The sequence below is a fragment of the Thermodesulfovibrionales bacterium genome (genome assembly GCA_026417875.1).
Classification (GTDB): domain Bacteria; phylum Nitrospirota; class Thermodesulfovibrionia; order Thermodesulfovibrionales; family CALJEL01; genus CALJEL01.
On sequence record JAOACK010000026.1, the window covers coordinates 1 to 22,285 of the forward strand.

Below are 22,285 nucleotides of genomic sequence, written 5' to 3' on the forward strand. Positions count from 1 at the left end.
GTCCTGGAGTCTGCATACACCTGCCTTTGTACAGGTCATGCAGTCAAGGGGATGCATGGATACAATCAGGTCTATAACGAATTTTCTAATCTCATCTATTTCTGGTGTTCTGGTCTTTACAACCATGCCATCCTTCACCTTCATGGTGCAGGCAATCATTGGGCCCTTTGTGCCTTCTATCTCTACCATACATAGTCTACAGGCACCTATTCCGCGCATGCCCTTCAGATAGCAGAGATTTGGTATATGAATACCTGCAATATCTGCTGCATCTATTAAGTTAATTCCCTCTGGAACCTGGATTTTTTTGCCATCAATTGTGATATTCACAAGGTTTGTCATCTATGCCTCCTTTATATTGATCATTTATAATATATATTATTTTTGAGCAAGGGTAAGACCCCTTTCAAATACTGCCTTGCTTTCGAGTACAATGGCTCCGGTTGGACAGACCTTTATACATTCTCCACACCTTGTGCACCTCTTCTGCCTTATCTCAAAGGGAAGATAGCCACTCAGGAAGGGCTTCTTCTTTTCCCCGAGTATGGCATTGAATTTACAGACATCCTGGCAGGCTCCGCATATTATGCAGAGCTCAGGTATTATCCTGTATCTTATGAGGCCCTTACACTCCATCTGAGGACATTCTGCCTGAATGTGAGCCTCAAAGACACCTGTATCAATCCATTCAAGAACAAATCTTGCTGTATCCTTCCCTTTCTTGCACATAGAGGCAACAAGCATGTATTTCATTATCATTTTCAGTGCTCTTATGTCTTGCTCTGAGCCTTCACCCATCTGGAGTCTTTCAAGCCTGAGCCTTGCCTCATAGGTACCCATCTCGCAGGGAAAACACCTTCCGCACATCGGACCATTAAGAAATTCAGTAATATAATAAAGGGATCTGCCCACAGGACATTTTATTGAAGCTTCAGCCTCCTTTTTAATATCCTCTACCTTTTTTTCTCTTACTTCCATGTTATTACCTCTCCACAGTTTGAAATTAATATATATGGTCTGCAAAGTAACATATTTCAGGCATAAGGTATTTAACTACATCTCTAAAAGAAATTACACCTGCAACCCTGCCCTCTCTCATTACAGGAAGATGTCTTATATTTTTCTGACACATTACACTTAGGACAACGTTAACATCTGTGCTCTCATCGAAGGTCACAGGATCAGGGGTCATCACCTCTGAAATAATTCCTGTCTCAAAGGAAATTTTTTTCGCATATAAATGAACCACATCTCTTTCTGTAAATATGCCTACAAGCTTCTCTCCATCCATAACGAGCACGTCTCCAATGTTTTTTTCAGCCATAAGCCTGATAGCATCTCCTATCCGTGTACCAGGACTTACAGAAACTATCTCCTTGTTCTTTTTTGCTACCAGAAGTTCTCTGAGCTTCATAGTTCCTCCTTTTACTTTACCTTTACACTGTCTTTTGCTTTTTCAATCTTTACCGCACCTATTGGACAGGCTAGATAACAGGCCCTGCACTTTGTACAGTAATCCTGGTCTATAAATAATCTGTCTCTGTAATCCTTTATTGCATCAAAGGCACAGGCTTTCTGGCAGAGACCACAGAGAAAACATTCCTCTCTATCAATAATATATACACCCAGTCCTTTACATTCCTTTGCTCTGCAGTATTTTTCAAAAATATGCTCCTCGTATTCTTCTCTAAAGTATTTTATTGTTGAAAGAACAGGATTGGGTGCGCTCTGACCAAGTCCGCACAGAGAGCTTTTCTGGATATGCCTTCCCAGTTCCTCAAGTCTTTCTATATCTCCTTTTTCTCCTCTGCCATTCGTGATACGCTCTAATATCTGCAACATCTGGTATGTACCTACCCTGCAGGGAGGACATTTTCCGCAGGATTCGGACTGGCAGAAAGAAAGAAAATATTTAGCTATATCAACCATACAGCTTTCCTCATCAAGTACTATCATTCCACCTGAACCCATCATTGAACCTGCTTTTGTTAGAGTATCAAAATCTACTGAGAGGTCAAGAAGGCTTTCGGGAAGGCATCCACCTGAAGGACCTCCTGTCTGGATTGCCTTGAATTTTTTATTTCCAATAATTCCTCCTCCAATATCATAAACAATCTCTCTGAGGGAAATACCCATCGGCACCTCAACAAGGCAGGAATTCTTAACCTTTCCTGCAAGGGCAAAGACCTTTGTTCCTGGAGAATCTTTTGTACCAATTGAGAGGAAATAATCAGCACCCCTTTCTATAATGATAGGGACATTGGCAAAGGTCTCAATATTGTTAAGATTTGTTGGATAACCCCACACTCCACCTCCTACATCTGATAATCTTGGTGGCCTCGGTCTTGGAAATCCCCTGTACCCCTCTATAGAGGCTATTAATGCTGTAGACTCTCCACAGACAAAGGCACCAGCACCCCTTCTTATCTCTATGTCAAAATTAAAACCTGTACCAAGTATATTTTCTCCCAGTAGTCCAAGCTCTCTTGCCTGAGAGATGGCTACACCTAGATTTTCTACTGCTACAGGATATTCATCCCTTACATAGATAAATCCATACTGGGCTCCTATTGCATAAGCGCATATTATCATTCCCTCTATAACGCTGTGAGGATTGCCTTCCATGATGGCTCTATCCATAAAGGCTCCGGGATCTCCTTCATCACCATTGGCAACCACAAATTTTATCTTGCTCTTTGAATTCTTAGTATGTCTCCACTTTTTGCCCGCAGGAAAGCCTGCTCCACCCCTTCCTCTGAGGTTTGCCCTGTCAATCTCATCAAGGACATCATCAGGAGTCATAAAAAAGAGAGCCTTTTCCAGTGCTGAATAACCATTAACCCTTATATAATCTTCTATTGACTTTGGGTCTATCAGACCATTATGGCGGAGTACCAGTCTTAACTGTTTTTTGTAAAGCGGAATATCCTCTATCCTTGCGATGGGTTCATGTAGTATGTCATCCCTGTATAAAAGAGGTCTGAAAAATGTTTTACCTTCTAGTGTATAACTCATTAGATTGGGTACAGTCTCAGGTCTCACCATGGTATAGAAAATTCCTGAAGGCTCTATCTTGAGATTTGGACTTTTTGAACACATTCCCCTGCAACCTGTAATTTTGACTTCAAAGTCCACACCTCTTTTCCTCGCCTCTTCAGTTATCCTGTCTGCTACCTTCAATGAACCAGATGCCCTGCAGGCACTACCTCCACATACAAGAAAGGTTAAAGCCTTCTTTGTTTTCTGCAAACTTTCTCTTAAATTTCTTAGCTCATCTAAATTTCTGAGCCTTTCCATATTTTCTCTTCCTTTTCTTTTTTTATCTTTACGGCATCTATCGGACAGGCTTCATAACAGGCCTTGCACTTAGTGCAGTAATCCTGGTCTATGAAATATCTATCTTTATACTCTTTAATCGCATCAAAGGCACAGGCTTCCTTACATAATCCGCAGAGGAAGCATTCTTTTTCATCTATTACATAAAGACCTATACCCCTGCATACCTTTGCCCTGCAGTATTTGTTAGTTATATGTTCCTCGTATTCTTCTCTAAAGTATTTTATCGTAGATAACACTGGATTGGGCGCTGTCTTTCCCAGTCCACATAGCGAGGCCTTTTTGACACTGTTGCCGAGTGATTCAAGCCTCTCTATATCACCGGGTTCACCTTCCCCTCTAACAATCCTTTCAAGAATCTGTAGCATCTGATAGGTACCTATTCTGCAGGGAGGACATTTTCCACAGGATTCCTGCTGAGTGAAGGATAGAAAGAACCTTGCCACTTCAACCATACAGTCTGTCTCATCCATAACCACTAGACCACCTGAACCCATCATAGAACCTATCTCAAAGAGTGAGTCAAAATCTATCTCTGTATCTATAAGATGAGCAGGTATACAGCCACCTGATGGTCCTCCTGTCTGAACCGCCTTGAGTTTTCTATCGTTCAATATACCTCCACCGATGTCATAGATTATCTCTCTGAGTGTAATACCCATTGGAATCTCGATAAGGCCTGTATTCTTAATCTTACCTGTGAGGGCAAAGACCTTCGTTCCCTTGCTTCCAGCCGTACCCATACTGGCATAGTTTTGACTTCCCACTCTGATAATATATGGAACATTGGCAAATGTCTCAACGTTATTAATGCAGGTGGGGTAGGACCATAGGCCTTTTTCTGCAGGAAATGGTGGTTTCTGACTGGGGAAACCCCTTTTACCTTCAATGGATGCAAGAAGAGCAGTCTCTTCACCACACACAAAAGCACCTGCTCCTTCCCTTATAAAAATATCGAAACTGAATCCAGAGTCGAGGATATTTTCACCCAGCAGTCCGAGCTCTCTTGCCTGATTTATCGCTATGTGTAAATTCTTAACCGCAAGTGGATATTCATGCCTCACATATATGAAGCCGTATTTTGCACCTACTGCATAGGCACATATCATCATTCCCTCTATCAGGGAATGGGGATCTCCTTCCATTATTGAACGATCCATGAAGGCTCCGGGATCTCCTTCATCACCATTCGCTACTACTAGCTTTATTAAAGAGGGTGCCTTTCTTACAACATCCCACTTAACTCCTGTAAGAAAGCCTGCACCTCCTCTGCCCCTCAATCCGGAATTCGTGATCTCCTCTATAATCTCTTCAGGTGTCATTGAAGAAATAGCCTTTGCAAAGGCCTCATAACCATTGTATTTAATGTACTGAAAGATATTACGGGGATCAATCCTCTCATTATTCCTGAGGACTATCCTCTTCTGTTTTTTATAAAAGGGAACTTCATCCATGTGAAATACAGGTTGGGTTAAGGTACTATCTCTGTAAAGGAGCTCTCTCACAGGGATATTACCCTTTAAAGTATAGTTTATAATTTTTGGAACATGCTCAGGGGTTATTCTCTGGTAAAAGTAACCCTGTGGATCTATCTGCATTAGAGGTCCTTTCTGACATAGTCCCTGACAGCCTGTTTTTACAATCTCAAGATCAATCTTATTTGCAGCACTCTCAGAGAGTATTGCTTCTATTACCCTGTGTGAACCCATTGCTGTACAGGCTGTTCCACAACATATTCTTACCCTGGGTTTTTCACTTGCACTGTCATGCTCCAGTTTTTCCCTGAGTTTTTTTAAATCTCCGATACTTCTCAATCTCTCCATTACTTACCTGCCTTAATGGCCTCAACTATTTCATCTACCTTTTTAGGGTCAACAGATCCTATAATCTCATTATTTAAGGTGATGACAGGTGCAAGACCGCAGCAGCCCACACAACCAACAGTCTCAAGCGTTACAGAAAGGTCGGGGGTTGTTTCACCTTCATCAACATGAAGTGTATCTTTTAATTTTTCAAGAACCTTTGATGCACCCCTTACATGACAGGCAGTTCCCATGCACACACAGACCACATTTTTTCCTCGGGGTTTAAAATAAAAATGTTTGTAAAAAGAGGCTGTGCTGTAAATATCAGCAAGGGGGATCTGTAGCTTTTTTGAGAGTTTTCGTAATACATCCTCAGGAAGATAATTGTACTCCTTCTGTATCTCCTGAAGGGCGTGTATAAGAAGCCCCCTTCTTTTCTGCTGGAGGGTTAGTATCTCAGCTGCACTCCTGTAAGAAGAATCAATTATTTCATCATTCAGCTCTTCTATTTTCATCTTACCTCCCTGTAGTGTCAGGCCATATGCTGACCTTTTTTCTTATTGTTACATATGGTTACACTATTACTTAGGGTAACGATTCTAAATATTTATTATTTTAGCACAAAAATTTAGTCTTTCATTATTTTTTTATTTTATAAGTTTATTACTCAACCTGGCTTTTTATTGACCTGGCAATTGAGAGACCTATACCAGAAACCTTGGCGAGTTCATTTAGGGAAGAGCTTTTGATGTGTTCCCTTGTTCTGAATCCAGCATTGTAAAGACTCCTTGCCCTTATTCTTCCTATACCTTTAAGGGTAATTAGTTCAAGGAGTTCTTCCTTTATACCATAACTCATTCTAAGCCTTAGTAAAGAAACAGGTTTTAAAAGATGCTTGAGGGAGAAGATCTTGGCAATCTCTTCTGCACAATAAAGGAGCCACTCTGCAAGCTCTACAATTGTATGAAGGTCTCCTGGACCTATGCTGTATTTAGAAGAGATCTCATCCTCTGTCTTTTCTTCTATCCAGTCAACAAGGCAGAGGGCTGTTTTCAGCTCAGAAAGAACCTGTTCAAAGGGATATTCTTCTGTATCGATCAGAAGCTCTTTCTCATATTTATAATAGGCATTAAGCATATCATCCATTTCTCTTTCCTTTACAGCAAGGTTCATCATATCAGGTGTATGGCATATAATATGAATAATAGAAATCAATCTCTTGGGCTTAGGACTCTTAAGGGCATCCCTAAGTATTACACCTGTAAGAGGGTCTATATACAGCTCTGAGACCCTTTTTCCAAAGGGTGTTGGTCTTAAATAACCAGAGGTCTCTGTAATAAGACCTTGTTCTTTGAGAAAGCTGATAATCCTTTTGGTAATTCTGAATATTCCTTCTGTATCCCTCTGGTATCCGTAAAAAGTATTTTTAAGAAAGTTCCTTATCTCATCCTCCTTCATGGTGAAAAGCCCTGCTATTGATGAAAGTATATGGACCCTGAGCACAGATTCATCTGCCAGCTGCGATTCTATTGCCTCGGGCTCGCCCTTGATATAATTTTCTACTATAAATCTCTCATCGCTTCTTGACCTTGCGATCATTATGGACTGTCCATAACTGTCATAACCTGGTCTTCCTGCCCTTCCTGACATCTGTTTTACCTCCATTACTGGTATGGGCTCAATACCCCTTGCAGACTCATACCTCTTCCAGTCCTTTATTATTACTGTCCTTGAAGGAAGATTAAGGCCCATTGCAAGGGTTGTTGTGGAAACAAGAATACTTATCTTACCCTCTCTGAAGGCATCTTCGACAAGGCCTCTATGCTCAGAAAGAAGTCCTGCATGATGGAAGGCTGCTCCACCTTTTAAGGTCTCTGCGAGTCTCTTTGACAGCCTTGTTGGCTCTCCTGTAGAAAGGACATCCATTGATATTTTTTCAAGAATGGAACTGTCACTTTCAGAAATCCTGCTTCTGAGAGACTCTGAACACTTCTCAGCAAGGGATTCTGCTGATCTTCTTGTGTTTACGAATATGAGAACCTGGCCTGATGCCTTTACTGTATCAAGGGCTATATCAAGTACCTCAATCTTTGAGGTCCTCTCTATCCACTTAATAGAACCATCATTGAAAAGCACAGCTCCATTAAAATATACGCCCTCCTTCAGAGGAACAGGTCTCCATCTTGATTCAACGAGCTCTGCTTTTAGCCAGTCAGCAATCTCAGAGGCATTTTTTATAGTAGCACTTAATCCTAGTATTCTTATATGAGGATAACTATCCCTAAGCCTTGTGAGGACAATCTCCAGTGTAGGTCCACGATGGCGGTCACCAAGAAGGTGAATCTCATCAACAACCACTAACCTTATATCACCCAGCCATGATGCATGGTGTCTTATAAGGGAATCAACCTTTTCATTGGTGGCTATGATTAAATCAGCCCTTTCGAGCCAGGGATCAGCGCTGTCATAATCACCAGTGCTCTGCATCACCTTCATACCCAGTCTCTCATATCTCTTTTTGAAATCATCATACTTCTGCCGTGCCAGAGCTCTAAGAGGAACAAGATAGAGTATCTTTCCGCCTTCTTCAAAGAAGACTTTCAGAAAAAGTATCTCAGCTATCAGGGTCTTCCCCGAGGCTGTTGGTGCAGATACAATAAAAGAGCTTTCAGTAGAAATGAGGCCCTTTTTTAATGCCTCTTCCTGAGGTGGATAGAGAACACTCACACCTGTGTTCTTAATGGCATCAATCAGCCTTTGATCAGCACCAAAGGACTTTAAATCCTCTATGGTCATGATTTAGAATATCATATTTATCTGCCAATCATTTTATAGCAGGAGGTGTGAATGGAAAGGTTTACTCTTCATCCAGAGGATTCTGTTCTTATAATAATTGATATTCAGGAAAGGCTTGCCCAGGTAATGGCTGAAAGGGAAAGGGTAATCAATAACTGCCTCCATCTCATTGAATTATCAAAATTACTGAACATACCGATTGTGATAACAGAGCAGTATCCTAAAGGCCTTGGCAGCACTGTGAAGGAAATCAGGGAGGCATTGCCTGAATATAAACCCTTTGAAAAGCTCTCATTCAACTGCTGCAGTGAGAAAGGTTTTATGGAGATAATTGAAGGTATAAAGAGAAAAAAGATGATAATTACTGGCATGGAGACACATATATGCGTCTTACAGACATGCCTTGGACTTCTTGAAAGAGGTCTTTATGTCCATGTAGTATCTGATGCAGTATGTTCAAGGTCAGAAGAAAATAAAAAAGCAGGTCTTGAATTCATGAGGGATGCTGGTGCAGCCATCACATGTACAGAGACAGTTCTATTTCAGGCATTAAGAATCGCAGGCACAGAGGAATTCAGGGTTATCTCAAAAAGGATAAAATAAAAATTCTCACCTAAAACTTTGCTCTTCCGAAGGGAAAAGCCCCTTTTCCACTTCTTCCTTATAAGTCTTGATTGCCCTGATTGCCTCTTCCTTAAGATTGGCATACCTCTTAACGAACTTTGGTGTGAATCTTTCAAAAAGCCCGAGGATATCGTGAATGACAAGTACCTGACCATCACAATAAGGGCCGGCTCCTATTCCTATGGTTGGAATGGATAACTTCTCTGTAATCTCCCTTGCAAGATCCATAGGTATTGCCTCAAGAACTATTGCAAAGACACCTGCATCCTGGAGCATAAGACTGTCTTCTATTAACTTTCTTCTCTGCTCCTCTGTCCTTCCCTGAACCTTAAATCCACCCATCCTGAGTATTGCCTGAGGAGTAAGCCCCACATGACCGAGCACCGGTATTTCTGCCTTTACTATTGCGCTGACCTGTGGAATAATCTCAGATCCGCCCTCTAACTTAACTGCCTGAGCTCCTGCCCCCTTGATAAATCTTCCTGCATTCCTTACAGCCTCTTCTATGCTTATCTGGTAACTGAGATAGGGCATACCTCCTATAACCATTGCATTCTTTGCTGCCCTCGCTACCATTGCTGTATGGTAGATCATCTCATCCATTGTAACAGGAAGGGTATTTTCCTTTCCCTGAACAACCATTCCAAGGGAATCTCCAACAAGGATCATATCTATACCTGCCTCATCAACTATCCTTGCAAAAGGGTAGTCATAGGCAGTAAGCATGGTAATCTTTCTGCCTTCAGCCTTTTTCTTCCAGAGTTCCTGAATGGTGATCATCTCTTAAATCAGTGCCTTATATATCTTGGTGCTATATCCAGACCTGAATTAAGTACTTTTAGTATATCCTTTATTAAAACAGGCATAGCGAAACTGAAAAAAATCTTTCATGCCCCGTTAATATACTAATTATACTGAAATTACTCTATTGAGTATAGCATATCATTTTCCTATACTGAATTTTGCTGCCTGTACTGTATTATACATGAGCATTGCTATTGTCATTGGACCTGCACCACCAGGTACAGGTGTTATGTAAGATGCCTTTTCCTTTGCTGCATCAAAATCCACATCACCAACAATCTTTCCATCAGGAGTTACATTTATACCTATATCAATCACAACTGCACCAGGTTTTATCATGTCACCTGTAATGAATTTTGCCTTTCCTATGGCAACGCAGAGTATATCAGCCCTCAGGCATTCTTCTTTAAGATCAGGTGTTCTTGAATGACATACAGTAACAGTGGCATTCTTTCTCAATAGAAGAAGGGCAAGGGGTTTTCCAACAATAATACTTCTTCCAACAACTACCGCCCTTTTTCCTGCAGGGTCTATTCCATAAGCCTCAAGCATCTTTATTACTCCAAAGGGCGTACAGGGAATAAAAGTCGGCTCATCAAGCAGGAGTTTCCCAAGACTGTGAGGACCGAAGCCATCGACATCCTTATTGGGTGCAATCCTGTACATAACCTCTTTCTCATCAAGATGTTTTGGCAGAGGAAGCTGAACGAGTATTCCGTGAACCTGCGAATCAGCATTAAGTTTATCAATTAGTTTGAGAAGTTCATCCCGGGATGTCTGCTCAGGAAGTTTATAACCGAAGCTCTTAATTCCTATCTCTTCACAGGTCTTTTCTTTTGAGGCAACATATTTCTTTGAAGCGGGATTTTCTCCTACTAGTACCACAGCAAGACCGGGTATGATACCCTTCGCTTTAAGCTCTGCTATCTCTTTTTTTAATCCTTCTCTGATATCCTGCGCTACTTTTTTTCCATCAATAATCTGAGCTGCCATTTTTGCCTCCCCGTAATTTAAAAAATATCAGTTACCGAAAGTAATCCTGTTACTACAAGTGAAATTTGAATATTTGATATAAAAGGTCATTTATTATTGCTTAAAAAAGCAGGACTTGTAAAGAGAAAAGGCATAAAAATAATTAATCAATTAATAAAACCTACAATCTTTTCTTTATAAGCTCAAGCATTTCTTCCCTTGTCGATTGTCTTGTTCTGAAAAGACCTCTAACTGCAGAAGTTACTGTCCTGGCACCTGGCTTTTTAATACCTCTCATGCTAAGGCACAGATGTTCTGCATCAATGACTACCATTGCTCCCTTTGGTCTGAGTCTTTCCATTAGCAGGTCTGCAAGCTGGCTCGTTAGCCGCTCCTGAACCTGAGGTCTTTTAGCAAGGATCTCCAGTGCCTTTGCAAGCTCACTCAGTCCAACTATCCTGCCAGCAGGGATATAGGCTATATGGGCAATTCCTATGAATGGAAGAAGATGGTGTTCACATATGGAGTAAAATGGAATATCCTTTAGAAGAACCATTTCGTCATGACTCTCTCCTTCCATTGGCTTTAAAATCTCCTCTGTGGATCCCTTGAGCCCTCCGAAAAGCTCCTCAGACATCTTTGCAACCCTCTTAGGAGTATCCCTAAGTCCAGGTCTTGAGGGATCCTCTCCTATACCCTCAAGTATGAGCCTTACACCTTCTTCAATCTTTTTTATGTCCACAGTATATTACCTCCCTGTCTGTTATAATCATATCTACTTTTCTGTCATGACCCTCAAGGCAGACGTCCTCCACAATCTGCTCATCATAGGCGATAGCAATTACTGGGATATCTTTTTTTAATCCCGCAAGGAGCTTATCATAGTAACCAGACCCATAGCCAATACGGCCACCGCTTCTGTCAAAGGCAACTCCGGGAACAATGATAATATCAGCCTCATTCAGGTCTCTCAATGGACAGCTATCATCAGGCTCCAGGATTCCGGCATAACCCTTTTTAAGCTGTCCGGGTGAGGTTATCTCCCTCACCTCAAGCTCCTTCTTTTCTATATTGACCCTGGGAAGAAAGACCCTTTTCCCGGCGATAAGACACTCTTGTATGAGCTCATGAGTATCTGGCTCTGACCTGAAAGAGGCATAAAGAAGAAGAATTCCTGCATTTTTAAATTCCTCAAGTTCCAGTAATCTCTTTTTGATAAGTATACTCTTTTCATACATTAAGGAGGATGGGAAGGAGTCTCTTTTTTTAATAATTGAGTTTCTTATATCTTCCTTTGAAAGAAATCTCATTATTCCCTGAGTCTGGAATCAAGAATCTCTTTTATTATTCTTATATCCTTTACAGCCTGAGGTGCATGCACATAGGGAGAAAGGCCCTTTATATCAGCTTCCATTATCTCATGATTGAAGCCTATAAATCCGAGTATCTCCATACCCTCTATGTTACTGGATATAAATTCCCTGTCAGCTTCATTCCTGACCTTGTTACCAACAACGAAAACCCTTTTTACGCCAAGACCCCTTGCAAGATCCCTGACGGTAATTGCAGTCTGGATACTCCTTGATCCAGGTTCAATTACAACTATAAAGGCATCAACTCCTTCAGCAGTGCCTCTTGTAAGGTGTTCGATTCCAGCCTCCATATCCACAATTACTACCTCATTTCTTTCTACAATGAGATGTTTTAATAATCTTCTTAAAAAGACATTCTCAGGACAGTAACATCCAGAGGAAGCCTCTTTTGATTTTCCAATCGTAAGAAGTATTATTCCATCAAGCCTGTATCCTATCTCATCAGGTATATCATCAACCTTTGGATTGAGCTTAAATACTCCACCCATCTGACCGGGTTTCGCTCCTGTCCTTTCTGCTATAAGGTCTGTAAGCTCAGCTATCGGTCTTATCTTCTGCGCCTCTTCTTTTGGAATTCCAAGTGCTCCAGCAAGATTGGCATCAGGATCTGCATCAACAGCAATAACCCTTTTACCTTCCTCTCTGTAAAGATAACAGAGAACAGAGCTTAAGGTTGTCTTACCAACTCCACCTTTTCCTGTAATAGCCACTTTCATCTCTTATTCAGAAGCCCTTTTACTACCTCAAGGAATTTTTCGATAATCCATAGGTCATCCTTGAGATGTTTTACAACCTCTCTGTCATCAACTTCATGATATAAATGAATAAGTACGTTCCTGAATCCTGCCATTGCCTTTAGCTTAACAGCTTATGCCTCATCTATAACTCCCACATCCTTCAGGATAAGAAAACAACCTCCATACTCGTCAGAAACCTTACCAGTAATTTTAGATAATATATGATGACTTATATCATTATAGCCTGAATAGCAACAATAAAATTATATTTTGCAGCATTAAGGACAGCTCTTCAGAATCTCTCTCTCCTCAAGTAGAGCATATTCTTTAAGGCTTGCAATGAGCTGAGTATCTCCTCAGAGAGCGCTTTTATCTTATCTGGATTTAATCTTTTATAATCCATTTTATCCTTCAAGACAGAAGGTCAAGTATAATCTCCCTTCTCTTTGGCAGAAGGTCAAAATATCTCTTCCATGTCTCCTCTAAGAATTCTTTTCTCACTTCATCATCCTTTGAAAATAAAAGTATGCCTTTTGTGGCATGATACCTGAAACCCCACGTGGCATGATTAAGTGCCCTTATATCAAGGGGCATTATCCTGGTATCCATCTCAGTACGTACAGATAGCTCAAGACAGTACTCAAGTTCTTCTTCAGGAACAATGGATTCATCAAGATAAAGGGCTATATCAATATCTCTGAAGGGAATATCCTCTTGAAAGGAGCCATGAATATAGGCAAAGATTCTCTCACCTCTGGGCTCAAGATAACTTCGCAGTCTGGAGCTTATCTCTGCTTTATCTCTCATAAACTATTTTAACACATATGAAAAGCCTTCCATAGATTCTTTACAACTGTCGGACTTTGGCATTGCTGCACTCAAGTGAGGCAGTTCTATGCTTTTACTGTCTGAAAATTAGGAAGGTAATTTTCACTTGACAGGCCTTGCGCGATATGGTAAGTTTTTGCAATGTTATCCGGAATTAAAAAAGTAAAGGTGAGTCCTTTGCATCTAAGTCTTTTTTTGTTGATATTAATTGTCTCCATACCTAGCCTGTCCTACAGCGCACCTTATGGTAAGGGAGAGCTTGTAACAGAATTTGGTGCAGAGATTTCCTATATCTCTGGCTATACCCTCTATCATATAAGTTATTATGAAGGTCTGTCAGGTGCTGAGAGTGAGCTAGAATTTCCCCTGAAGACCTATATGCTGGGACTTCAGGCAGCAATCCTCTACAGAGAGAAGGAGCAGGATAGGTTTAAACTTAATTTTGAGCTTCTTAAGAATCTTGATAATGGCTCTGGAAAACTCAAGGACTCGGACTGGCTTACAGATGACATTGATATTTATCTTTACGGAGTTGCCCATCCTGGAAAAGATATCTATTCAGAATCAGATATAGAACTTGATGCCCTTGTCTTTGATATAAACATGCTTTATAACCTTTATGGTTCTGATAACTTTTCTGCAGGACCCCTTATCGGCTATAGATACCAGAATTTTAAATTTATTGCGAGCAATGTAAACCAGAAGGGTTACGGTCCTTACAGCAGAGATTTTACTGGATTCTTCCCTGGCGAGGCACTACAATATGAAATAAAATACAATTTCTTCTATGCAGGGATAAACAGTGAGTTTTCAGTGAATCCCTTTAAGGCAGGTCTGAGAGCAGGTGCCGGTTATGTCCTAGCAGAGGACAGGGATGACCATCTGTTAAGATACAAGCTTGCAGAGGCAAAGACAGATGGCATAGGAGGTTTTATCAATTTAATTGCAGATTATTTCATAACAGGCACCCTGTTACTTAAGGCCCAAGGAGAATATCTAAGATTCCAAACAACTGGCACCCAGCACCAGTACTTTTACAGACCAACTGATGAATGCCCTGGAGGTGGATGTGATGCCTATGTCTCCGACCGTATAGAGTCCGAGCAGTGGAATCTCTCCTTATCATTGATTTACCACTTCAGGTAAAGATGAATGACTCAGGACTTTCGAGCAGCCTTTGCCTTTGTCAGTGTATTCTGGAGCCTTGAATAATAAAAGTCCTGAAGGATATTCAGTAAACCAGGATATCTTTCTAGCAATTTCTCTAAAAGAGGTCTTGTAAACTCAAAAACCTCAAGTTTCTCAACTGCTGTTACAGATGCAGTCCGCGGCCTTCCTGTCAGAAAGGCAACCTCTCCAAATATATCTCCCCTCTGGAGTATGCCCAGTTCAACAACCTTTCCAAGTACATGGGTTGTAACCTTTGCCCTGCCTGAATTTATAACATATATGGAATCTCCTGAATCTCCTTCTTCAATAACAGTCTCTCCAGAAGTAAAATTAATCCTCTTTAAATCAGGGATAATCTCCTTAATCTCAGTCTCAGGGACATCTTTCAAAAATCCTGATATAAGAAGGGTTTCTTCTTCATAAGGTGTCGCTCTAACCTCTTCCATCGAAGTATACTCAGTTCTATCTATTTCCTTTTCAGGAGTTAGGGTCATGAACTTTTCTGCTTCCATCTCCACCAGCAGTTCCCTTAATCTTCTGAGGGCCTCGTCATCATGAGGATCGAGCCTGAGAATAATCTTGTATACAGCAAGGGCCTTTTGGATAAAACCATTTTTTAGCAATAGATAGGCGGCCTGATGGTAGGCAGGTATAGCCCTCTTGAGATCTCCGAGCCTCTGGCAGGCATCTCCAAGTTTAAGAAAGACCTGAGGATTTTCTGGCTCTCTCTCCTTAATAACATCAAGTACCTCTATAGCCCTTTTCCAGCTGGCTGACCTGACTGCACTGAAATAAGACTCCCATAGTTCCACGACATATTATATCAGAACCTGAAGGAACCTCAGATTAATCCTTTTTTTAAATTTTCTCTTAGTTATTGAATCTAAAAACTTAACTTTCAGGATCAGTAAAGAGTAATCATTAAAATGGCACTATATGTTAGGTTTGACTACAAATCCATTCTATGGTATGAATATGATATGCAGGATATACTCTCTATCATAGTAAACACAGAAAAAGAGATACAGGAGACCCTCAGAAAGGAAAAAATAAGGATTGATGAATGGGTTAATGAAGAAAAGAAGAAGATAGACAAAGAGATAGGTCAGAAAAAGCTCCTTCTTGAGGAAGAGGCAAGATTGCTTAAAGAAGAAATTAAAAAAAGGGCAGAAGAGCAGGCCTCTTTTATGCTTAAAGAAGCGAGGGATTTTGCCTGCAGAATAGAAAGCCTTGATCAGGAGTATCTTAAAGAAATAGTAGAAAAATATCTTCAGAGAATCAAGTGATTCCTTAAAAGGTAGATATAATGATTGTAAAGATGTCAAAGGTTGAGATTGCAGGTCTTAAGGAGCTTCTTGAGGAGACCCTCAATCTTCTCAGGGAAGAGGCGATTGTGCAGATAGAGACAGAAACAATTGGTTTTATAGAAAAGGCAGAAGAAGAATACATAGAGACCTTTTCACTGGATCAGAAGACATTATCAAAAAAACTCCTTCTTGAGGATCTGAAGGCCAAAATAGATGAACTCTTTTCCTATCTGCCAGAAATAGAAATCAGAAAAAGCTATATAGATCCGGAAGAAACAGTTGAGACCCTGAGAAGATTGATTCCCACCCATATAAAATACTGTGAGACCCTTCAGGGCAAAAAAGAACTCCTTCAAAAAGAGCTCTCCGAGCTCGGTAGATATAAGATATTCATTGAGGCTATTGAGCCTATTGTAAATGTGCTTGAAAAGACAGAAGAAATAGACTTTATAGGTCTTACCATCAAAGACCCTGAGCTTATACCTAGAATAAGAAAGCTTCTTTTTAAGATTACAGAAGGAAGATATGAGCTTTTCACAAACAGGGCATCAGACGGAACCATTGCAGGAGTGATTGTAACTGAGAAGGTAATGTCAGAAACCCTTAGAAAAGTCCTGAGTGAGGAGAGGATTCCTGAGATAAGCTTTCCTGCATCACTTGAGGGCCTTACCTTTCCAGAAAGGTCAAGGGCAATAAGGGAAAGGATCAATGAGATAGAAAAAACACTGATCTCTATTGATGAGGAGCTTTTAAAATTCACAAAGAGATGGAGGCCTCTTTATGAGAGTATCAGACAGTGGATTTCTGAGAAACTATCACTCATGAAGGCCACTGCCATGGTCTTTGAAACAAGACTGTGCTTCATCATTTATGGCTGGATGCCCTCAGAAGATGTTCCTCTTCTCAAGAAGAAACTGAGGGAAAGATTCGGAGGAAGAGTAACCCTATCTGAAAAGGAGATATTTGAAGAAGATCTTGAAAGGATACCTGTAATGCTTAAGAATCCGCCCTATTTTCAGCCCTTTGAGCTCATGGTAAGAATACTTCCCCTTCCCCGCTATACCTCCTTTGATCCCACACCTTTCATTGCTATATTCTTCCCGATCTTTTTTGGCATGATACTGGGAGACTCTGGCTATGGAGTTGTACTTCTTGGAGTCTCCGTTTTTCTTATTAGGAGATTATATAACAAGATTATTAAAGATATAGGCAGAATACTTCTTGTGTGCTCCATATACTCAATATTCTTCGGTATTCTTTATGGAGAATTCTTCGGTGAAATCGGTCATAAGGTCTTTGGCATGAAGCCCCTCTGGATAGAGCGGAAAACAGCTGTAATGCCCATGCTTTATTTTGCCCTGGCTGTAGGCATATCTCACATATTGATAGGTCTTTTTCTTGGCTTTATAGGAGGCATCAAAAAAAGAGCAAAAAGGGAGGCAATTGCAAGGTTAATAGATATACTCTTAATCATCTCAATTATAATTGCTGCTTCAGTTTTCTGCGGAGTGGTACCTGAAAGATTCATGAAGCCTGTATTGAGCCTTATCCTCATTCTGGCACCAGTTCTCCTCCTTTTTGGTGGTCTTCTTGCACCACTTGAACTCATAAAGAGTATAGGCAATATAATCTCCTATGCTAGGATAATGGCAATAGGACTGACCTCTGTACTTCTAGCCTTTGTTGCCAATGAACTTGCAGGAATGACAGGTAATGTTATTGCAGGAGCAGTAGTGGCCGGACTTCTCCATCTTTTAAATATCATACTTGGTGTCTTTTCTCCGGCAATCCATTCCATGAGGCTTCATTTTGTTGAGTTTTTCAGTAAATTCATAGAGCCAGGAGGAAGAAGATTTGAACCCTTCAGAAAATAAAAAGACTAAATAAGGAGGTGCTTTATGGAAAAGGTCCTCATAGCCTTTGCAGCAGCCCTTGCAATAGGGATAAGTGCCCTTGCAACTGCATGGGCACAGTCAAGGATTGGTGCAGCAGGTGCAGGTGCTCTAGCTGAAAAGCCGGAATTGAGCGGAACAGTCATAATCCTAGTGGCAATACCTGAGACCATGGTTATACTGGGCTTTGTTATTGCCACCATAATCCTTACAGCATAGCAGTTATGGGATATCAGGAACTCATTGAATCCCTGAAGGAAAAGGCAAAGGAAAGGATTGAGGCACTCAGGAAAGATGGAGAGCAGGAGATCGAAAAATACAGAGAAAAGGCCCTCTCAGAATTTGAAAAATTCAGGATTGAATATCTAAATCATGTAAGGCAAGTTGAAGAATCAGAGGTTTCATCCCTTGTCCTTGAAGCAAAAAAGCAGGCCGGCATAATAAGAAATATGACAATGCACAGACTAGCAGAAAGAATTTATAATATTGCAAGGGAAAGCCTCCTTTCCTTGAGAAAGGAGGGTTATGAAGATTTCTTTGAAAATATCGTAAGAGAGCTCCCTCCTATGAGATGGTCACGTATAAAGGTGAATCCTCTTGACAGGAAACTTGCGGAGGTCTATTTTCCTGATGTAGAGATAGTAGAGGATGCATCAATCATCGGAGGTCTGGTCGCAGAAAGCACCGAAGGTATCACTGTTGATAATACTTTTATTAAAAGACTCGAGAGGCTCTGGCCTGAGATTCTGCCAGAAATATTAAGGGAGATCAAGATTGAGAAAGGTATTTCTTACTGAGCCACCACAATGTAATTATCCTGAAGAATACTTTATTTCAAGGATAAGGGGAGGACGGTCAAGACTCGTAAAGGACTGGAATATCCCTCTCTATTCACCTGACCTGGCAGGATTTATAAAGACATTGCCCTATGAATTTTCAGACTCCTCTTATCTACCACCCCTTCTTAAGAGATACAGATGGCTTTATTCAGAGATGAACGAGAGACTGAGGAATGTCTTCTGGCCCTATTTTCTCTTTTTTGAGTTAAAGACACTGATTACCTGTCTCAGACTTATAAAGGTAGCATACTATGACGATGCAGCTGAGCTATTAAGAATCAGCCTTCTTTCTAAAGATATAAAGGACAATCTTCTTTCCAGAGAGGATTTTGGTAATATTATAAAAAAGCTCATAGAGCTTTTTTATATAGCAGACAGCAGATTCTCTGATGGAGCTGATATTTTTCATAAACAGGGATTAAAGGGATTTGAAAGATTTATTTATGAAACCTGCCTTAAATACCTGCTATCAATTGAGCTTAACAGACACATAAAGGCATTCATTATCTATCAGATTGATAGCAGAAATATTACAGCCCTTTACAGAACAATAAAATGGGACATCAGGACCCTTCCTGAATTTATACCTGGTGGAGAGGTCAAGATTAAAGACCTTGAAAGGATAATAATTAAGAGAGATCTTGTGCAATTCTCAACAATCCTTAAAAAACTCACAGGTCTTTCAGGCGAAAGCATCGAAGATCTTCTTTTAAAAGGACTTAGCGGAAGACTCAGAAAGAATAGCTATGAGCCAGATGGCACAGGTCTTATACTCTATCATCTCTGGTCGCTTTATATTGAACTGAGAAATCTCGGAACACTCCTTTCAGCTACAGGTATTGAGAGGGCTGAGCTCAGGGATGAGATTTTATGAAAAAGATAATTTTTATAACTCCTGAAGATGCTGAACCTGGATTCAGTCTTGCAGGTGTTATACACCACTCTGTAAAGCCAGAGGAATGTGAAAGGCTGCTTAAAGACCTGATCAGTGATCCCGAAACAGGGCTTATTGCAGTAGATGAAAGACTTGTAAATGCCATGGGTCAGGATAAATTCAAAAAAATTGAGGAGAAGTTCAGCGGTGTTATGGTAATAATTCCCTCACCGGAAAAACCTGAAGAAAGAGAGGATTATCTACTGAGGCTCATAAGAAGGGCTATAGGATACCATGTGAGGCTAAGGATATGATGGCATCAGGAATAATAAAAGGCATATCAGGCCCGACAGTGATTGCTGAGGTAAGAGGTCTCAGACTCTATGACAGGGTATATGTGGGAAGACAGATTCTTACAGGAGAGGTGGTAAGACTTGAGGGAGAAAGGGCAGTAATACAGGTATATGAGGATACAAGGGGACTGGCAATAGGAGAGCCTGTAAAATCAACAGGCATGCCCCTTACAGTAAGGCTTGGACCGGGTCTTCTTTCAAATATATTTGATGGACTCCAGAGACCCCTCAAGAGACTCGAAGAGGAGATGGGCTCTTTCATTACAGGTGGAAGAGAGCTTTATCCCATTGATTATCTGCGAAGATGGAGATTTTATCCATTAAAAAAACCTGGAGAAGAGATAAGATATGGAGAGATTTATGGATATGTAGAGGAAGGAACCTTCAAACACTATCTTCTTTCCACAAGAGAGGGAATTATTAGATGGATAGCTGATGGCGAGATAAGCCTCAATGAAACACTTGCAGAGCTTGAGGATGGAGGTGAACTCTTTGGCTGCCATGAGTGGTCTGTAAGGATTCCGAGGCCTTTTAAGAGAAAACTACCATCAAGGGAACCCTTAATAACAGGTCAGAGGGCTATCGACATGCTTTTTCCCCTTGCAAAGGGAGGAACCGCCATACTGCCTGGAGGATTTGGCACAGGAAAGACTATCCTTCAGCAATCTATTGCAAAATATGCAGATGTTGACATAGTTGTCTATGTAGGCTGTGGCGAAAGGGGTAATGAGATGGCAGAGATGCTAGAAGAATTCATGAAATTGAGTGACCCATGGACAGGAAGACCACTTATGGAAAGGACCCTGCTTGTTGTAAATACATCTAACATGCCTGTTGCAGCAAGAGAGGCCTCCATATACACAGCAGTAACAATGGCAGAATACTACAGAGACATGGGTTATCATGTACTATTACTTGCAGACAGTCTTTCAAGATGGGCTGAGGCGCTGAGGGAGATATCTAGCTCACTTGAGGAGATGCCCGGCGAGGAGGGTTATCCCACCTATCTTGCCTCAAGGCTAGCCAGTTTCTTTGAAAGGGCAGGAGTTGTTGAGACCCTGTCAGGCAGAACAGGCTCACTTAGCATGATACTTTCTGTTTCACCTCCAGGAGGAGATTTTACAGAGCCGGTTACACAGGCATGCCTTAGAACTGCTGGAGCATTCCTTATGCTTGATACATCCCTTGCTCACAGGAGGCATTTTCCTGCAATAAACTGGTTTCAGAGTTATTCACTTTATGCAGGCGAACTGATGGATTTTCTCAACAAAAAGATACACCCTGACTGGACAGCTCTAAGACAGAGATGCAATGAGATCCTTCAGAAGGAAGAATCCCTTAGAGAGGTTGTTGAGATAGTTGGAATGGAGGGACTGCAGGACAGCGACAGGTTGCTCATGAATATAGCTGAGAGGATAAGGCTTGAATTCCTCTGCCAGAATGCCTATACAGAGGATGCCTTTTCACCACCTGAAAAGACAGCTGAAAGGCTTAAAGGTCTCATTGACCTCTATGACAGTACGCTTGAGCTCATAAGAAAGGGCATTCCCTTTGAGGAGGCAATTAAATGAGACTTGCCGAGCATTCCTACAGGACAATATCCTCCATAAGAGGGCCCCTCATATTTCTTGAAAAGGTCTTTTCATGCCGCATAGGTGAGATTGTAAGGATAATATCTCCTTCAGGAGAAGAAAGAGAAGGAGAGGTTCTCAAGATAGAGGAAAATAATGTACTCATAGAAGTCTATGGCGAGACAAAGGGACTTGATATAAATAATACGACTGTTATATTTACTGACTCAATTAAAAAGGTCCCGCTGTCAGATGAGATGCTCGGAAGGATATTCAGCAGCTCCTTTAAACCAATTGATGGAATTCCTGCTCCCCTTCCTTATAAATGGTTACCTGTTACAGGTTATCCAATGAATCCGGTATCAAGGGCAAGGCCCGAAGAATTTATAGAAACAGGCCTTTCCTGCATAGATGGTCTTAATACCCTTGTAAAGGGCCAGAAACTACCTGTCTTTTCCTGTGCTGGTCTTCCATCAAAGGAGGTTGTTGCAAGCATACTAAGATACTCAAGGCTGAGGGAAAGGGAACAGGGAGAAGAAGGAAAAAGATTTCTCATTGTCTTTGGAGCAATGGGACTTACATTCCATGAATATTCCTTCTACATGAAGACCCTTGAAGAACTCAAAATAGACTTTGTCGCCTTCATAAATATGGCAGATGATCCTGTTATGGAGAGGCTCCTTACGCCCCGATTTGCCCTCACTGTTGCAGAATACTTTGCCTTTGAAAAAAAGATGGATGTCCTCGTCATATTAACGGACATGACAAATTACTGTGACGCCCTGAGGGAGGTGTCAACTGCCAGAGAAGAACTTCCTGGAAGGCGCGGTTATCCTGGATACATGTATTCAGACCTTGCATCCCTTTATGAAAGGGCAGGAAGGATAAAAGGTACAAAAGGCTCAATCACCCTCCTTCCTGTTGTTACAATGCCGGAGGATGACATAACCCATCCCATACCTGACCTCACTGGATATATCACAGAGGGCCAGATAGTACTGAGC

Annotated in this window: 25 protein-coding genes; 10 read left to right on the plus strand and 15 right to left on the minus strand. The window is 41.1% G+C overall.

The genetic code is table 11. The annotated features are described in order from the left end of the window. The 7 genes from N2257_06130 to N2257_06160 form a co-directional block, all read right to left on the minus strand. A partial coding sequence (locus N2257_06130; GenBank protein ID MCX7793965.1) for a 2Fe-2S iron-sulfur cluster-binding protein occupies nucleotides 1-342 on the minus strand: 342 nt, incomplete at its 3' end. A 36-nt stretch (nucleotides 343-378) separates the two neighbouring features. Then, the gene (locus N2257_06135) at nucleotides 379-978 is read right to left on the minus strand and encodes a 4Fe-4S binding protein (protein MCX7793966.1); all 600 of its coding nucleotides are present in this window, start codon (nucleotides 976-978) and stop codon (nucleotides 379-381) included. A gap of 25 nt (nucleotides 979-1,003) precedes the next feature. Further along, on the minus strand, nucleotides 1,004-1,414 hold the full coding sequence (locus N2257_06140; protein ID MCX7793967.1) for a CBS domain-containing protein: 411 nt from the start codon (nucleotides 1,412-1,414) through the stop codon (nucleotides 1,004-1,006). A gap of 11 nt (nucleotides 1,415-1,425) precedes the next feature. After that, complete coding sequence (locus tag N2257_06145) at nucleotides 1,426-3,297, minus strand: NADH-quinone oxidoreductase subunit NuoF (GenBank protein MCX7793968.1); 1,872 nt, start codon at nucleotides 3,295-3,297, stop codon at nucleotides 1,426-1,428. After that, entirely contained in the window at nucleotides 3,276-5,159 is a 1,884-nt protein-coding gene (gene nuoF / locus N2257_06150; GenBank protein ID MCX7793969.1) for an NADH-quinone oxidoreductase subunit NuoF, read from the minus strand. The genes N2257_06145 and nuoF overlap by 22 nt, the downstream gene beginning before the upstream one ends. Next, complete coding sequence (locus tag N2257_06155) at nucleotides 5,159-5,656, minus strand: NAD(P)H-dependent oxidoreductase subunit E (protein MCX7793970.1); 498 nt, start codon at nucleotides 5,654-5,656, stop codon at nucleotides 5,159-5,161. The genes nuoF and N2257_06155 overlap by 1 nt, the downstream gene beginning before the upstream one ends. A gap of 148 nt (nucleotides 5,657-5,804) precedes the next feature. Further along, nucleotides 5,805-7,937: a DEAD/DEAH box helicase gene (locus tag N2257_06160; protein MCX7793971.1), complete on the minus strand. Its 2,133-nt coding sequence runs from the start codon at nucleotides 7,935-7,937 to the stop codon at nucleotides 5,805-5,807. 51 nt (nucleotides 7,938-7,988) lie between these two features. On the opposite strand from N2257_06160, the gene N2257_06165 reads away from it, so the two are divergent. After that, nucleotides 7,989-8,540 (plus strand): hydrolase, encoded by a 552-nt coding sequence (locus N2257_06165; GenBank protein ID MCX7793972.1) that lies wholly within the window; start codon nucleotides 7,989-7,991, stop codon nucleotides 8,538-8,540. Nucleotides 8,541-8,546: 6 nt separating this feature from the next. Here the strand turns inward: N2257_06165 and panB are convergent, their stop codons facing one another. The 7 genes from panB to N2257_06200 all read right to left on the minus strand — a co-directional run bounded on the left by panB (nucleotide 8,547) and on the right by N2257_06200 (nucleotide 13,254). Beyond that, nucleotides 8,547-9,341, minus strand: a complete 795-nt coding sequence (panB, locus tag N2257_06170; GenBank protein MCX7793973.1) for a 3-methyl-2-oxobutanoate hydroxymethyltransferase — start codon at nucleotides 9,339-9,341, stop codon at nucleotides 8,547-8,549. Nucleotides 9,342-9,503: 162 nt separating this feature from the next. Next, nucleotides 9,504-10,358, minus strand: a complete 855-nt coding sequence (folD, locus tag N2257_06175; protein ID MCX7793974.1) for a bifunctional methylenetetrahydrofolate dehydrogenase/methenyltetrahydrofolate cyclohydrolase FolD — start codon at nucleotides 10,356-10,358, stop codon at nucleotides 9,504-9,506. A 160-nt stretch (nucleotides 10,359-10,518) separates the two neighbouring features. Further along, on the minus strand, nucleotides 10,519-11,079 hold the full coding sequence (gene folE / locus N2257_06180; protein MCX7793975.1) for a GTP cyclohydrolase I FolE: 561 nt from the start codon (nucleotides 11,077-11,079) through the stop codon (nucleotides 10,519-10,521). Beyond that, entirely contained in the window at nucleotides 11,060-11,647 is a 588-nt protein-coding gene (locus tag N2257_06185; protein ID MCX7793976.1) for a 5-formyltetrahydrofolate cyclo-ligase, read from the minus strand. Before N2257_06185 ends, folE begins: the two co-directional genes overlap by 20 nt. Continuing rightward, on the minus strand, nucleotides 11,647-12,420 hold the full coding sequence (locus N2257_06190) for a carbon monoxide dehydrogenase accessory protein CooC (GenBank protein ID MCX7793977.1): 774 nt from the start codon (nucleotides 12,418-12,420) through the stop codon (nucleotides 11,647-11,649). Before N2257_06190 ends, N2257_06185 begins: the two co-directional genes overlap by 1 nt. A 2-nt stretch (nucleotides 12,421-12,422) precedes the next feature. Beyond that, complete coding sequence (locus N2257_06195) at nucleotides 12,423-12,560, minus strand: DUF86 domain-containing protein (protein MCX7793978.1); 138 nt, start codon at nucleotides 12,558-12,560, stop codon at nucleotides 12,423-12,425. 298 nt (nucleotides 12,561-12,858) lie between these two features. Further along, on the minus strand, nucleotides 12,859-13,254 hold the full coding sequence (locus N2257_06200) for a nucleotidyltransferase domain-containing protein (protein MCX7793979.1): 396 nt from the start codon (nucleotides 13,252-13,254) through the stop codon (nucleotides 12,859-12,861). 162 nt (nucleotides 13,255-13,416) lie between these two features. Here N2257_06200 and N2257_06205 point away from each other — a divergent pair, with 162 nt between their 5' ends. Continuing rightward, nucleotides 13,417-14,421, plus strand: a complete 1,005-nt coding sequence (locus N2257_06205) for an omptin family outer membrane protease (protein MCX7793980.1) — start codon at nucleotides 13,417-13,419, stop codon at nucleotides 14,419-14,421. Nucleotides 14,422-14,432: 11 nt separating this feature from the next. Here N2257_06205 and N2257_06210 read toward each other — a convergent pair whose 3' ends face one another. Beyond that, nucleotides 14,433-15,257: a cyclic nucleotide-binding domain-containing protein gene (locus N2257_06210; protein ID MCX7793981.1), complete on the minus strand. Its 825-nt coding sequence runs from the start codon at nucleotides 15,255-15,257 to the stop codon at nucleotides 14,433-14,435. A 114-nt stretch (nucleotides 15,258-15,371) separates the two neighbouring features. Between N2257_06210 and N2257_06215 the strand changes: the two genes are divergently transcribed. The 8 genes from N2257_06215 to N2257_06250 form a co-directional block, all read left to right on the plus strand. Further along, nucleotides 15,372-15,731, plus strand: coding sequence for a hypothetical protein (locus N2257_06215; protein MCX7793982.1), 360 nt, complete (start codon nucleotides 15,372-15,374; stop codon nucleotides 15,729-15,731). Nucleotides 15,732-15,751: 20 nt separating this feature from the next. Continuing rightward, on the plus strand, nucleotides 15,752-17,626 hold the full coding sequence (locus tag N2257_06220; GenBank protein MCX7793983.1) for a hypothetical protein: 1,875 nt from the start codon (nucleotides 15,752-15,754) through the stop codon (nucleotides 17,624-17,626). Between the two features lie 24 nt (nucleotides 17,627-17,650). Next, entirely contained in the window at nucleotides 17,651-17,863 is a 213-nt protein-coding gene (locus N2257_06225) for a hypothetical protein (protein ID MCX7793984.1), read from the plus strand. Between the two features lie 5 nt (nucleotides 17,864-17,868). After that, entirely contained in the window at nucleotides 17,869-18,441 is a 573-nt protein-coding gene (locus tag N2257_06230) for a V-type ATP synthase subunit E (GenBank protein MCX7793985.1), read from the plus strand. After that, nucleotides 18,419-19,357, plus strand: coding sequence for a V-type ATPase subunit (locus N2257_06235; protein ID MCX7793986.1), 939 nt, complete (start codon nucleotides 18,419-18,421; stop codon nucleotides 19,355-19,357). Before N2257_06230 ends, N2257_06235 begins: the two co-directional genes overlap by 23 nt. Then, complete coding sequence (locus tag N2257_06240; GenBank protein ID MCX7793987.1) at nucleotides 19,354-19,671, plus strand: V-type ATP synthase subunit F; 318 nt, start codon at nucleotides 19,354-19,356, stop codon at nucleotides 19,669-19,671. Before N2257_06235 ends, N2257_06240 begins: the two co-directional genes overlap by 4 nt. Next, the gene (locus N2257_06245; protein ID MCX7793988.1) at nucleotides 19,668-21,281 is read left to right on the plus strand and encodes a V-type ATP synthase subunit A; all 1,614 of its coding nucleotides are present in this window, start codon (nucleotides 19,668-19,670) and stop codon (nucleotides 21,279-21,281) included. The genes N2257_06240 and N2257_06245 overlap by 4 nt, the downstream gene beginning before the upstream one ends. Continuing rightward, nucleotides 21,278-22,285, plus strand: a 1,008-nt coding sequence (locus N2257_06250; GenBank protein MCX7793989.1) for a V-type ATP synthase subunit B, incomplete at its 3' end; no start/stop codon positions are given. The genes N2257_06245 and N2257_06250, both read left to right, overlap by 4 nt.

Coding starts and splice junctions, on each gene's coding strand:
- N2257_06135 (MCX7793966.1), bottom strand. CDS start 978: ATGGAAGTAAGAGAAAAAAAGGTAGAGGATATTAAAAAGGAGGCTGAA.
- N2257_06140 (MCX7793967.1), bottom strand. CDS start 1,414: ATGAAGCTCAGAGAACTTCTGGTAGCAAAAAAGAACAAGGAGATAGTT.
- N2257_06145 (MCX7793968.1), bottom strand. CDS start 3,297: ATGGAAAGGCTCAGAAATTTAGATGAGCTAAGAAATTTAAGAGAAAGT.
- nuoF (MCX7793969.1), bottom strand. CDS start 5,159: ATGGAGAGATTGAGAAGTATCGGAGATTTAAAAAAACTCAGGGAAAAA.
- N2257_06155 (MCX7793970.1), bottom strand. CDS start 5,656: ATGAAAATAGAAGAGCTGAATGATGAAATAATTGATTCTTCTTACAGG.
- N2257_06160 (MCX7793971.1), bottom strand. CDS start 7,937: ATGACCATAGAGGATTTAAAGTCCTTTGGTGCTGATCAAAGGCTGATT.
- N2257_06165 (MCX7793972.1), top strand. CDS start 7,989: ATGGAAAGGTTTACTCTTCATCCAGAGGATTCTGTTCTTATAATAATT.
- panB (MCX7793973.1), bottom strand. CDS start 9,341: ATGATCACCATTCAGGAACTCTGGAAGAAAAAGGCTGAAGGCAGAAAG.
- folD (MCX7793974.1), bottom strand. CDS start 10,358: ATGGCAGCTCAGATTATTGATGGAAAAAAAGTAGCGCAGGATATCAGA.
- N2257_06185 (MCX7793976.1), bottom strand. CDS start 11,647: ATGAGATTTCTTTCAAAGGAAGATATAAGAAACTCAATTATTAAAAAA.
- N2257_06195 (MCX7793978.1), bottom strand. CDS start 12,560: ATGGCAGGATTCAGGAACGTACTTATTCATTTATATCATGAAGTTGAT.
- N2257_06200 (MCX7793979.1), bottom strand. CDS start 13,254: ATGAGAGATAAAGCAGAGATAAGCTCCAGACTGCGAAGTTATCTTGAG.
- N2257_06205 (MCX7793980.1), top strand. CDS start 13,417: ATGTTATCCGGAATTAAAAAAGTAAAGGTGAGTCCTTTGCATCTAAGT.
- N2257_06215 (MCX7793982.1), top strand. CDS start 15,372: ATGGCACTATATGTTAGGTTTGACTACAAATCCATTCTATGGTATGAA.
- N2257_06220 (MCX7793983.1), top strand. CDS start 15,752: ATGATTGTAAAGATGTCAAAGGTTGAGATTGCAGGTCTTAAGGAGCTT.
- N2257_06225 (MCX7793984.1), top strand. CDS start 17,651: ATGGAAAAGGTCCTCATAGCCTTTGCAGCAGCCCTTGCAATAGGGATA.
- N2257_06230 (MCX7793985.1), top strand. CDS start 17,869: ATGGGATATCAGGAACTCATTGAATCCCTGAAGGAAAAGGCAAAGGAA.
- N2257_06240 (MCX7793987.1), top strand. CDS start 19,354: ATGAAAAAGATAATTTTTATAACTCCTGAAGATGCTGAACCTGGATTC.
- N2257_06245 (MCX7793988.1), top strand. CDS start 19,668: ATGATGGCATCAGGAATAATAAAAGGCATATCAGGCCCGACAGTGATT.